Below are 12,061 nucleotides of genomic sequence, written 5' to 3' on the forward strand. Positions count from 1 at the left end.
ACGCTTCATTTCTCTATTTATTTAGTACTTTGTTGAAAAAACCACTTATAATACCAGCGTGATATTGCGTTCGTAATAAAGATCGTGATAAAGCTCCAATACCATGTCCATTTTTTATACTTAATTAAATTCGTATATTTTACTGCGTAAACTTCAGGAAGGGTAATGAGAGAAGTCCAGAAAAGATTGTACAATGATTTAATGATTTGACTTCTCTTTTCAGGATAATAAATGTTAAATAATACACAAAATCCGGGATATATAAAGTACTCAAATGTAAAACTTGCTTTATTAGCTTTTTGAAAAAAAAGTCGATTCGGATACTCAATCAAACCTTTCTCAACCACAATTAACCCCCAAAGCCACGTAATAACTTGTTTAAATAAAAATGCTACTTGTGCTTCACGTATTTTTCTTTTAGGGATAAATAACATTAAAATTAAAACCATTCCACCTATAATTGATGCTTCAATTTTTCTATCTTTGTTCCAAAACATACAAAACCTCCTTACTATCGATACGATTTCCTAATTCAACAATGATATGTATCCATTCACATTTAAATCATTAAAATACATCTTCTAAAAATGAATGATAAAAATAGTCAATAATGCGATCGAATTTACGGGAAAATGTATGTTTCGAAAAGACCGGGATTTGAAATGTCACGATAAAATAGATCAAGGAACAAAATGTGAGGAGCCAAACGATCAATGGTTTTTTATGAAATATTGAACTATAGACAAACATCTTTAAGTACACTAACCCTGACCAATAAATATTCCACCCATGTTTATACTGGATCAACTTCCTTTTATGTAAAAAGTATTCGATCATGCTGGATACGATAACCCATTTACTTATATACAAGATTTGACGAAAGGGTGACTTAGGAAACTTCGACAAAAACGCAAGCACGATTGATGGTGTAACAAAAATCACATAAGCCACCCGTAAAACCAGCCTATTGACTCCTAAGGATGGGAATTCCCAAAGGAGATGCCTTCTGCACACTAAATAATAAAGAATATTAACAAAAATCACATAAGTTAAATTCTTGTAATACTTAGGAATATCCCGCCAAGATCCCCTCAATATATTTAGTAATAATAAACTCAATATTAAAGCTAAATGTTTTTGTTTCATCAGTACGATCCTCCTTCGAACTCAACACAACTTTACTATTTGGAGATTTTCACAAAATATGTATTTCTAGGTTCGTAACCTCCCGTTTTTCACTATAGCTGTTGATTTTTTGACATACAAAAAACGTTCCTGTTACAGAAACGTTTTCGTTTGATTCATAACTATTTTTCTTTTGTTTCATGTTTTCCTCTACTAATGATCAAAAGAACACAGTACCCTTCTCCTTTTTCAGTTATGACAACTTGATCTTCATATGCTAATGATTGAAGCGACGAACTATCATGATTTTGCTTTTTTTCTAATTTTTCGAAGCTATATGGTAACCCAATAAGCGAAAAGTGCGATCACAACATCAATCAAAAATAAGTAAAATTGGTTCATTCCTTTGTGGAATCCCCGCTAAAACTAACTGCTTTTCGACGCTTGCAAAACTAAATGCAAACACGGCACTTAAAACAAGCATAAACAAATAACATTTTTCTTATGGCTCGTACAGTATTGATATACCAGCAAAAAAACGACTGGAAGAACAGAGCTCGTCACATTAACGCGTAAGGAAGTGTTGGTCTTATGAAATATTGATGCACAAAGAAATTATGGCTTCTCATTCCAACCAATGATCGTGTGTGGTATTGATACGAAACCTGAATATTTAAGAGTGTCGATATAAAAGAATGGATACTTAAACTGACACAATCCGTCCAACATTAATAAAGGAGCCATAATGGCTCCTTTGCATTCTGTTATGATTAATACCTCTATACAAATGGCTGAATATAAGTTACTTTTAGATTTCTTTTAGGCTCAAAATTGAAATAAGATAAAATATAATACGAGCAGTCCAACACTTGCTACTGCAGAAATGCTTGTCATTTGCCGATTTTGTTTTTTTACACCTACAAAAGCCATAATGATCGCTGCAAGTAAAAGTAGCGTAATGAAAATTTTCATTTGCATCCCTCCAACATGATTTATCACTAATTTAACACATCTGACTGAATGTCTAGCAACAAAAAGACCTATAGTAGAATGGAATTGGAATCATTTAACTCTATTGGTCGAAACCACTCATTGATGAAGGTGGTTTTAAGGGTTATAATGTTTTACATAGCATTCAGGTAATCGCTGCATCATGTTGATGTTGAGGAAAGTCCATGCTCGCACGGGCTGAGATGCCCGTAGTGTTCGTGCTTGGCGAAGCCATAAGCCAAGGCAATTTCGGTTGAACGGAATTGACGGCAGAGAAAATGTCTAAGTACATGGGTTTCCTTGTGTATAAGACTGAGTACTCTTGAAAGTGCCACAGTGACGAAGTCTATCTAGAAATGGATAGAGTGGAACGCGGTAAACCCCACGAGCGAGAAACCCAAATTAGGTAGGGGAACTTTCTCAAAGGAATAAAACGGAGAGAAAGACGGAATTTAGATTCCGTAGATAGATGATTACCACCTGAGTACGAGGTTTCATCAACCTATTAGTACAACGGTACAAAACATGGCTTATCGAATGTTATGAACTGATGAAACACAATATCGTATTTGCAAAGGTGAACATCATCGTTCACTTTTTTTATTTCTAATAACGTAAGGGTTACCTTCAAAATAGTGAAGGTAACCCTTTTATTGTCTTTTTTGATGAAACTCACGTTCATTCCATCTCCGAAGTTGTATTGGCAGTCAGCTGGAAAGCCAATATCGTTGTTTTCTCGGACATCTATTCCGCTATTTCTATCATTTTAGCTATTTTGGTTATTTCTAGGTCCATAAATTCCGTTAATCGCTAAAAACAGGCCTTTTTCGTTCATTTTCTAACGGACCTGATGTCTGAGAAACACAAAAAATCCACCATTTCCCCTCAAATAACGGATCTCATGTCCTCATCACCACTTCATATATGTCTCGTTATTACACATTTTACTATCCGATCTCCTTAAAAAATCAACCGCGTCCAGGAGAAGACGGAAAAAGTTAAGACAAAAGGCCTCAAGAAGAGGCCTTTTTTTCGTGCGATTAAACATATGCTGTTCCAATGATCACTAAGAGGATGAACAGGACCAAAATCAAGGCAAAGCCCGTAGTTCCATAATGAGACATTTTCTCGTCCCCCTTTGCGTGATTTTGTGTGGAGTTCTCTCCACTTATTAATAATGTATTCTACAATTACCAATTCTGCTTGGACGAGTATATTCCAATAGATAACTATTTTAAATGATCCAATTGCTTTTGAGATGGATAAGACAAATTTACATAGCGCATTGGATATTCGCAGGGGGAAGGAACATGTCTACGGGAATAAATTTGACTGATTTCATAAGAGATCTTGCGCACCTGAGTTTATTTTTACATTACACACTCCTCTCCGACAAAAATACACGGAAAAAAGCGCTCCTGATATTAATCAAGAACGCTCGCCTATCCCCTTATATTCATCATGAGAGCCTCTAAAAGAAACTCTAAAGAGTTTGAGGTAATTGTTTTCCACTTTCATTCAAGCATCTATACATTACCCGAGAGCCTGTAACCACAAAATAATATGCTCTCTTTAGAGATATACCAATTGTTGCGCAATCTCTTTCTCTGATCTACTGTTAGATTGCCCATCTTTAAAGACGATATCTCCTGGTGTGATACAATCGGTAACTGGACACACATTAATACAAAGGTGACAGCCAACGCATTTATCCTCTAGAATTTTTGGCGTTCTCGTTTTGTTATCCCATTCTATTGCTTGGTGAGAACCATCATAACAAGAAATGTAACACCTTGCACAACCGACACATTTGTCTTCATCCACTTTTGGAATAATCATAAATGACCGGTCCAGTTCTTCTGACGGAATAATGTTGTTTACTGCCTTGCCGACGATTTCGTCTAAATGATCTACACCTCGCTCCTCCATAAAATGACTGAGCCCGCTGATTAAGTCTTCTACAATGCGATAACCATATTGCATAACTGAAGTGGTCACTTGAACATTTCGGCAGCCGAGCAGCATAAATTCTAACGCATCCTGCCAAGTTTCAATGCCTCCAATCCCGCTAAGCTCGACGTCTTTTAAGTCTTCGCATTGAGCTAACTCTGTAATAAACCGCAAGGCAATCGGTTTTGCTGCGTTTCCGGAATAACCTGACACGGATGATTTTCCGTTAACAACTGGTTTCCCTGTCATATTATCTATATCAATATTCGTAATACTCTTGATCGTATTGATCGCAGAAACACTTTTCGCGCCGCTGTTCGCTGCAGCGATTGCAGTATCAGACATCTCAGCAACATTTGGTGTCATTTTAGCGATCACTGGAACATGTGTGCTCTCGACAACCGCTCTAGTATAATCACTCACTAGTTGTGGGTTTTGTCCAACATCAGACCCCATATCATGACTCGTCATTTGCGGACAAGAAAAGTTTAGCTCAATAAGGTCGGCTCCCGCCTCTGTGACGGCCTTAGCCAATGTTCTCCATTCCTCTTCAGTCGATCCCATGATACTTATACCGAGCACTTTATTCGGATAATTTTCTTTCAGTTTCTTAATTTCTTCCACATTCTGTTCCAATGACATTTCAGAAATCTGTTCCATATTTTTAAAACCAGACCATGATGAAGGGTCATCAGATAGAACATCAAATCGTGGCGAACATTCATTCATCCCTTCGATGCCTACCGTTTTATAAAAGATACCGGCCCACCCTGCATCGAATGCCTTAGCAATCTGTTCTGCGTTGTTACACACAGGGGAGGATGACAAAAAGAACGGATTTTCACAATGTACACCTAAAAAATCGATAGATAAATCTTTTTTCATGTCAGTCGCCTCCTAGTTTTTGAAAGTTGTATTGATGATTTTTGTGGCAGCTTCCTTTCCTTCCTTTACAGCTTGAACGACCGTATCTCCACCATTGACCATATCTCCACCTGTAAAGATATCTGATCTTTGATTCCAATATTGCGCATCTTGCCGCGTTTTTTGTCCGACTGCCATAATGACGGTATCTGCGACCATTTCCATGGTTGACCCATTCGTGATATGCTCAAATTTAACTTTTTCAACTTTTTCGTCTCCGATGATTTCTACCGGTTTAAATTCAGAAATCAGCGGAACACCTATTTTAAAACTCTCAACCTTTTCTTTTTCTGTCGCAGGCGCGTCTTTTAAAGTTTCCATGAATACATCATAAATAGAATCAGCACCTAAATGTTTACAAGTAGATGCACAGTCCATCCCTACATCTCCACCGCCGACAATCACAACACGACCTAGGGAAGGCGACTTGCCATTACTCACTTTCGCTTGTTCCAAAAAGTCAAGCGCATTGACAACACCTTCTAGATTGATGCCTGGAATGTCTATCTTTTTCGCCTCCCATGTGCCAGCACCTACAAAAACGGCGTCATATTCGTTTTTCATTTGTTCTTTTTCATCTATAGTTACTTTATGATTAAGTTCAAATTTGACACCGAGCTTTTCTAACTGTCTAATATCTTGTTCTATGACAACATCCGGCAGGCGATATGGTGGAATTTCATAGCGTAACATACCGCCTGGTTTTTCATTTTCATCAAAAATGGTTACTTCCACGCCTTCTTTGGCAAGCTCTGCCGCACAAGCAAGGCTTGCTGGACCCGCTCCGATACAAGCTACGTGTTTATCAATGTATGTATCTGTTTTAGACAGATAAGTTTTATCTAGTTTTCTTTCATACTCCATAGCAAACTGTTGTAGTTTCCCAATTTGGATTGGCTCATCAATGCCACAACGGTTGCAAGCCTGCTCGCAAAGTTTCTCTTGAGGGCAAATCAGTGCACAGCTCGCTCCCAGTATATTGCTTTCACGGATCGTTTCTGCAGCGCCATTTACGTTTTTAAAACGGATGCTACGGATAAATTTTTCAGGATCGGTATCAGAAGGACATGCCGTACTACATGGTGCATCTTCACAAAGTAAACACCGTGATGCTTCTTCCATTGCTCTACGAAAATCAAATGCTTCGATTTCTACTGGTTCGTATACCAGCGTTTGGTTTCGGTCCATAAAATAATCCCTCCTACTTTTATTAAAATAAGTGGTCAGATGTGAATACTTTACAAATAATGAGAAATGACTGCACTATTTTTTTATTGAACTTTTCCATTCTTCGTGAGTTACTCCAGCGACATTTTCCGGTACAACTTTTTGATACCAGCTTGAAAATTTTTTACCGAGTTCAGCACATAAAAAACCGAGTACCGCGCCACTTAACAAAGAAACTGTCAAAACAACCCACTGGCCGTTTGCAGCAAATGTAGTAAAACATCCCATAAATATTCCGGGCGTGTAATCAATCGGCCACACTTTACCTAGCAAACACATAAGACAGGTGACGACCCCACTAAAAACGGCTACCTCATTTGGAATATTTACAGTAGCTGCCAAGCCTAGTATCATCATCCCGCACGCAACGCCTGTCGTATTGCAAAGCATCGCTTTTCCCATCGCTCTTCCGCCCCCTGTACCAATTGAAAAAAAGGTTGTACATCCGGCAAAACCAGCCCATGAAAACATCCCTACGAGCGGTGCAATAAAAGTCCAAATTCCACATAATAACCCTGTAGCTAAGACAAGACCCATCTTTACCTCCTTGTGAAATAATGAGCATGAAATCATAAATAGATGTGAAAATATGTACGATTTCATAACTTTATTTTAAATGTGTGTAAATGAATGGTAAATAACTTTGTTCACTATTTCACAAAGTTTTCTTAACGTAGATACAATGGTAATTACATTTGATAATTGAATAATTTTACAAAAAGAATTTCCATTCAGATTTATTTAGTACTTTGTTGAAAAAACATTTATAATACTAGCTTGATATTCCATTCTAATAAAAATTGTGATAAACCTCGAATACTTAAATCATAAGATAAAGCCGAAGAAGATGTTGCCTTTGATATGATATAATGAGACATTCGAATATGAAACATATGCTAACGACTTTCTAGTGCAAAAGGAAAAATCCTTTCTTGTATATGGCAAATTAGATGAACTTAGGAGTGAAAATACATATGAACAAAAAAGACATTGCCGATATTCGAAAACAATTCAAAGTAAATAATGACCTACTAACCATCCAGGACATTTTTAATGTGTATATTCTGAAAGAATCAAGTGAGATTTACCATTATCAAAGCCAACCTTTTGAAATGCTCGAAGAAGATCAACAAGAATTATTTATGAATACCTTTAAAAAGACCCTCTCTGGTCAAATAGATGAAAAGTTATTTGAATTAAAGTTTCAGCGCGATGCAGAAAATAACAGCCAGCTCATTTTGCATCAAGGTTTATTGAGTAACGATGTGGAAGAATGGAAAAATCAAATGCTTCTGCTCGTCGAAAAGATGCTGAAAGATCGACAATATGAGATGGATATTGTCGTTACGTTCATTCGGGGAGATTATAAAAAAGCGATGAAAAAGCGAAATGTTGAATCTGAGGAAAGCGAACGGGATACCGTTTATTCTCACCCTTTTATTTTATGTAGCATCAACAAAACCCTCGACCCTAAGAAGGAATTGCTTTTTGACTATGTAGAAAAAGAATTCAAATACAATGTTGTGGTCGACCCAATTATTAACCTGAACGCTCCGGTTGGCGGCTTCCTGTTTCCTACAATCACCGACAATGCATCTGACGTGAACCATATTCTCTATTCATCTGGAAAAGCATATGAGCTTGATTATCACTTCATTGAAGAAGTGTTAAACGGTGAAGACACGATGACGGCAGCGGATGATAAACTCGTCTTTGAAGAAATCGTCAAAGATGTGACAGGAGATCAACTCAATACATCCAAACTCTCCAATGTTTATGAAGAGATTAACCGCGTTGTCGAAGAAAATGAAGAAGAAGATGCACCAAAATTAGACTACAAAGATGTAGAAAAAGTTTTACTTCATAGCGGGATTCAAGACGTTGATACAGAAAAGGTAGAAACAGCTTTCAAAAAAGTTATAGATGATGAGAATTATGAAATTAAAGCCAGCAACGTCGTCCCTAAATATACTTCAAAGTCGATCAAGATCGAAACGAAAGTAGCGAACATATCGATTAGCCCGCAAGATTTAAGCTACGTGAAGCAGATCAATTTCAGCGGTAAACGTTATTTAATGATTGAAGTAGAAGAAGACACCGTCATTGACGGTTTCACGATGATCCCTGAAGCTTTAGACGGTAGCGAACGTAATGAATAACACACCATCATACTTCCCGCTTCAATGATGACCAAGGCCATGTTTATGGTACCGCCTTAACATGGCCTTTTCTAAAAGGTTGTTTTCGTTCACAGGAGAAATTCGTACCACAGCAACTTCGACCACACGATCTTTGAGCTAGTCAGGGTTCGAGCTCGCGGACATACGTTCCGTTATTTCAACCAAACACGTCATTTTTAGGGTTCAGACAGACAATGTCCAGAGCGAACAAAACAGTGGAAATTTACACATTTCCGCCACTATTAAAGGAATACGTGCTAAAATGAACGCTGTGTGATCAAGAAAATGCTTCATACAATCATTGAAAATTTTAAAATAAGGAAGATGATAAACTTGTTGATGTATTTATTACCATTATTATTTCTAAATGTTAATCCGCTGGCCTGGATTTACGAAAGAAATGCTTTATTTTACAAGGAGCAAGTTCTCCGTTTAATCATTGGAGCGATTTACACATTTGTCGTATTTTATATTTTCCTCATCGATGTGACACTTGATGCCGCGTTTGCATGGTATGCCGTCGTTGTTGCTTTAAACTTCTTTATTTCTTCCTTTAGAAAAAAGCGAACAAATATGGAGTTAAACATCCTTTCAGGAATGGGCGTTATCTTGATTTTAGCTGCGGGTTATTTCACGTTTATCAATCCGATATTTACAGCTAGCGAAAGAAACGAAATCCCGGAAGCAGAAGTCTCTCAAGAACAGTTAGAACCTATTAACGAAGAAAACATTCGCGTCGTTCCTTATGAATACGCGAGATATCAATCAGAAGTTGTCTTTGGTAGTCTTGATAACTATGCATTTTATAGCTTAGGTGAGTCTTCGATTCAAAAAATTGACGATGAACTATTTTGGGTGACACCGATTGAGTACTCCGACTTTTTCCGTTGGATCAGAACAGACAGTGTGCCAGGTTATATCGCTGTGAGTGCAGAAGACCCGAACGACCAGGCGGAGCTTGTCGATGACTATGAAATGACGGTTGTTCCTTCAGCATTCTTTGGTGAGAATTTAAAACGACATGTCAGAAGGTCGTATCCAGAAGAGATTTTAATTGGTACGTCATTTGAGCCCGATGAAGATGGCCATCCTTATTACGTGTATTCTTATGCGAATTATCAACATTTCCGTCATGGAGCAAAAGCCGAAGGTGTCATTGTTGTTGATGCTGTCACAGGGGAAATGGAAGACTACGCTTTAGGTGAAATGCCAGCCTTTATTGACCAAGGGATCGCCGAATCAATTAGCTATAACTACAACCAATGGTTCGGTTGGTACAAAAATGGGTTTTTGAACCGTTTCTTAGGACGTGAAGGCGTTCATGAACCGAGAAGAGAAGAATTAATCGGTGTGTTCAATGAAGATTTAGATATGCACTGGTTTGTTGACCACGAAAGGCCAACAGGTGAAGGAAACACGATGGTTGGTTTTTCAATGATCAATGCCAGAACGGGTGAAATGACTTATTATGAAGGTGCAAGTGGGATTTTAAATGGTGAAGCCTCCCGCAGCCTCGTCGACAGAACGTTTGAACGAGAAAATTGGGTTGGTACGCAACCTGTTTTATATTCGATTTATGAAGAATATACATGGGTTGTTCCCGTTGTCGACCGAAATGATAACTATAGAAAACTGGCACTCGTCCACGCCGACAGCGGCAATGTCGTCTACGGAGACACGAGACGGGAAGCCTTTGATGAATATCAGTATATGCTAGCGACCGACTTACAAAGTGATGCGGATATTCCAACAGATGTCGCCAATGAAGTCGTTGAGACAAAAACTGTGCTTCGAGTCAGTATTACAGAAGGTGAAGATGGTCAAGTAATTCGTCTCCTTTTCGAAGATGACGACCGCATTTTCACAATTACCTCTAGCGAATCAACGATGGCAACCTTCATCGAACCGGGTGATCAATTAGAAATCAACTATATTGATACAGAAGAACAAAATATATCTATTCAAGAATTTACGAACTTGACGTTGGAAGAACAAGAATAAGGTCTGTAAATGTTAGAAAAACGCATTGATTTTCACACTGGAAATCACATGCGTTTTTTTAATGCAATATTAAATTTTATCACCATATAGTCGAAAACTATCATAAAAATTAACACCCCTATTCATGGTTGGAAATAAATATATCCATCTCGTGATTTTCCATGTGAATTGAACTGCTAATAAGAAGGTTTTGGATATTTATGTTAAAATAAAAATATATTAGACATTAACATTAATTGCATTTGTAGCAGGGAATTATTAAAGGAGAATTTTATGTTTTTATATTTGTTGATGATTATTTTACTAATAATAAGTTTTGCAAGTTTTAGTGCAGCAGACAAAGCAGAAAAAGAGAAAAAAGGTTCAAGATTTACATTTAGTGTCACTTTAGCTATAATGCTACCATTTATTATCGAAGGAACTGTACAAAGCTTGAGAACAGCACAAATTATAAGTGGAACTTCCTTTTTTATTATATTATTTTTTGCTTTACCTAGCATTCTTTTTACAACACTGCAGCTTATTCTTTATGATATTGGATTCACGAAAAATAAAAGGTGATTTAAATAAGTCGATAAAAAAGCTTGTGCAATCCCAAGCTAATAGCGAAGTTCATCACATGAAAAGGTGCTGTCAAACCTCCTCTTCTTTAAACTCTTGCCTATTTTCGTCATTTGACTACCCCACTATTAGACAATTCACATAGGATAAGAGGAAAGTATCAAGAGAGGAGACTAAATATGTACGGTCATCCACACTTTTATCATCACGGATATCAGCCAATGTATCATCACTGGCAACTCCCTTATTGGCCTCATCACCATTGGGGTCATCATTACGAACACAATATGATCAAAGACTATGGTTCTCAACCTTTTGTCGTTGATATTGAGGAAGTTACAAAGCAGAACAATACTTTTCGCACCGCTTTATGGACAGGACAGCATTTACAATTAACGTTAATGAGTATCGGCGTTGGCGAAGATATCGGATTAGAAGCTCATCCAAACTTGGATCAATTCATCCGCATTGAACAAGGCCAGGGGATCGTTCAAATGGGTGACAGCCCATCTCATTTAAACTTTCAACAAGAAGCCTTTGCTGATTATGCAATCTTCATCCCTGCTGGAAAATGGCACAATCTCACAAATACAGGAAATGTCCCAATTAAACTGTACTCGATTTACGCCCCACCCGAGCATCCATACGGAACAGTTCATGAAACAAAAGACATTGCTATGGCTTCCGAAGAACATCATCATTATTAAACACGCCGCTTAACTTAAAATAGGACGGTGCTTATGTTTCTTTTCCTCAAGAAACAGCACCGTCCTATCTCCTTACATGTTATTTTCCGTATGATCAGTAATCACAGACAACTGTGAAACATCTATTTTCCTGCTTCGGATTTCATTTTCCAATATTGTTAGAAAATCCAAATCCAAATTTAATTCAATTGATTTTTTATATGCCTCTATCAATGCTTCATCAGTTAGAAGATTCATGATTTACTGACCTTTCTATCATCCATGTTCTTCTTAGGATACGTGCTTGTCTTCTTTAAGGATAACATCCTGCCTTCCTCCTTGCTCCACTATGTGCCTATTTCTTGGGTTGTAGGGGCGACTGCACTACTACAGTTTTCACTCACAATAAATTTTATC

12 protein-coding genes and 1 other RNA gene are annotated in these 12,061 nt (G+C 37.5%); 5 read left to right on the plus strand and 8 right to left on the minus strand.

Annotation, left to right across the window (positions count from 1 at the left end; translation table 11 throughout):
- Positions 1-17: 17 nt before the first annotated feature.
- From HNQ41_RS00445 to HNQ41_RS00450, 3 genes are all read right to left on the minus strand, one after another.
- On the minus strand, positions 18-497 hold the full coding sequence (locus HNQ41_RS00445) for a CBO0543 family protein (RefSeq protein ID WP_184662443.1): 480 nt from the start codon (positions 495-497) through the stop codon (positions 18-20).
- A gap of 70 nt (positions 498-567) precedes the next feature.
- A complete protein-coding gene (locus HNQ41_RS16895; RefSeq protein ID WP_425506934.1) occupies positions 568-1,146 on the minus strand; it encodes a CBO0543 family protein in 579 nt (192 codons plus the stop codon).
- Between the two features lie 804 nt (positions 1,147-1,950).
- Entirely contained in the window at positions 1,951-2,097 is a 147-nt protein-coding gene (locus tag HNQ41_RS00450) for a hypothetical protein (protein WP_184662444.1), read from the minus strand.
- Positions 2,098-2,256: 159 nt separating this feature from the next.
- Between HNQ41_RS00450 and rnpB the strand changes: the two genes are divergently transcribed.
- An RNA gene (gene rnpB, locus HNQ41_RS00455) (RNase P RNA component class B) lies at positions 2,257-2,653 on the plus strand.
- Positions 2,654-3,155: 502 nt separating this feature from the next.
- Here the strand turns inward: rnpB and HNQ41_RS00460 are convergent.
- The 4 genes from HNQ41_RS00460 to HNQ41_RS00475 form a co-directional block, all read right to left on the minus strand.
- Positions 3,156-3,239, minus strand: coding sequence for a YjcZ family sporulation protein (locus HNQ41_RS00460; protein WP_184662763.1), 84 nt, complete (start codon positions 3,237-3,239; stop codon positions 3,156-3,158).
- A gap of 448 nt (positions 3,240-3,687) precedes the next feature.
- Positions 3,688-4,950 (minus strand): NAD-dependent dihydropyrimidine dehydrogenase subunit PreA, encoded by a 1,263-nt coding sequence (gene preA, locus HNQ41_RS00465; protein ID WP_184662445.1) that lies wholly within the window; start codon positions 4,948-4,950, stop codon positions 3,688-3,690.
- 12 nt (positions 4,951-4,962) lie between these two features.
- Positions 4,963-6,177, minus strand: coding sequence for an FAD-dependent oxidoreductase (locus HNQ41_RS00470; protein ID WP_184662446.1), 1,215 nt, complete (start codon positions 6,175-6,177; stop codon positions 4,963-4,965).
- A 75-nt stretch (positions 6,178-6,252) separates the two neighbouring features.
- Complete coding sequence (locus tag HNQ41_RS00475) at positions 6,253-6,753, minus strand: DUF1097 domain-containing protein (protein WP_184662447.1); 501 nt, start codon at positions 6,751-6,753, stop codon at positions 6,253-6,255.
- 437 nt (positions 6,754-7,190) lie between these two features.
- Here HNQ41_RS00475 and HNQ41_RS00480 point away from each other — a divergent pair, with 437 nt between their 5' ends.
- The 4 genes from HNQ41_RS00480 to HNQ41_RS00495 all read left to right on the plus strand — a co-directional run bounded on the left by HNQ41_RS00480 (position 7,191) and on the right by HNQ41_RS00495 (position 11,665).
- On the plus strand, positions 7,191-8,375 hold the full coding sequence (locus tag HNQ41_RS00480) for a DUF4317 domain-containing protein (protein WP_184662448.1): 1,185 nt from the start codon (positions 7,191-7,193) through the stop codon (positions 8,373-8,375).
- Positions 8,376-8,729: 354 nt separating this feature from the next.
- Entirely contained in the window at positions 8,730-10,397 is a 1,668-nt protein-coding gene (locus tag HNQ41_RS00485) for a hypothetical protein (RefSeq protein WP_184662449.1), read from the plus strand.
- Positions 10,398-10,670: 273 nt separating this feature from the next.
- Positions 10,671-10,958, plus strand: coding sequence for a hypothetical protein (locus HNQ41_RS00490; protein WP_184662450.1), 288 nt, complete (start codon positions 10,671-10,673; stop codon positions 10,956-10,958).
- 179 nt (positions 10,959-11,137) lie between these two features.
- Positions 11,138-11,665 carry a cupin domain-containing protein gene (locus HNQ41_RS00495; protein ID WP_184662451.1) on the plus strand — a complete coding sequence of 176 codons (528 nt, stop codon included), beginning with the start codon at positions 11,138-11,140 and terminating at the stop codon, positions 11,663-11,665.
- A gap of 72 nt (positions 11,666-11,737) precedes the next feature.
- Here HNQ41_RS00495 and sda read toward each other — a convergent pair whose 3' ends face one another.
- On the minus strand, positions 11,738-11,902 hold the full coding sequence (gene sda, locus HNQ41_RS16725; protein ID WP_184662452.1) for a sporulation histidine kinase inhibitor Sda: 165 nt from the start codon (positions 11,900-11,902) through the stop codon (positions 11,738-11,740).
- Between the last annotated feature and the right edge of the window lie 159 nt (positions 11,903-12,061).

Source organism: Texcoconibacillus texcoconensis (assembly GCF_014202575.1).
Classification (GTDB): Bacteria; Bacillota; Bacilli; order Bacillales; family Salisediminibacteriaceae; genus Texcoconibacillus; species Texcoconibacillus texcoconensis.

What these genes read in the sequence shown, in the direction of transcription:
- HNQ41_RS00445 (WP_184662443.1), bottom strand. Translation starts at nt 497, where the DNA reads ATGTTTTGGAACAAAGATAGAAAAATTGAAGCATCAATTATAGGTGGA.
- HNQ41_RS16895 (WP_425506934.1), bottom strand. Translation starts at nt 1,146, where the DNA reads ATGAAACAAAAACATTTAGCTTTAATATTGAGTTTATTATTACTAAAT.
- HNQ41_RS00450 (WP_184662444.1), bottom strand. Translation starts at nt 2,097, where the DNA reads ATGAAAATTTTCATTACGCTACTTTTACTTGCAGCGATCATTATGGCT.
- HNQ41_RS00460 (WP_184662763.1), bottom strand. Translation starts at nt 3,239, where the DNA reads ATGTCTCATTATGGAACTACGGGCTTTGCCTTGATTTTGGTCCTGTTC.
- preA (WP_184662445.1), bottom strand. Translation starts at nt 4,950, where the DNA reads ATGAAAAAAGATTTATCTATCGATTTTTTAGGTGTACATTGTGAAAAT.
- HNQ41_RS00470 (WP_184662446.1), bottom strand. Translation starts at nt 6,177, where the DNA reads ATGGACCGAAACCAAACGCTGGTATACGAACCAGTAGAAATCGAAGCA.
- HNQ41_RS00475 (WP_184662447.1), bottom strand. Translation starts at nt 6,753, where the DNA reads ATGGGTCTTGTCTTAGCTACAGGGTTATTATGTGGAATTTGGACTTTT.
- HNQ41_RS00480 (WP_184662448.1), top strand. Translation starts at nt 7,191, where the DNA reads ATGAACAAAAAAGACATTGCCGATATTCGAAAACAATTCAAAGTAAAT.
- HNQ41_RS00490 (WP_184662450.1), top strand. Translation starts at nt 10,671, where the DNA reads ATGTTTTTATATTTGTTGATGATTATTTTACTAATAATAAGTTTTGCA.
- HNQ41_RS00495 (WP_184662451.1), top strand. Translation starts at nt 11,138, where the DNA reads ATGTACGGTCATCCACACTTTTATCATCACGGATATCAGCCAATGTAT.
- sda (WP_184662452.1), bottom strand. Translation starts at nt 11,902, where the DNA reads ATGAATCTTCTAACTGATGAAGCATTGATAGAGGCATATAAAAAATCA.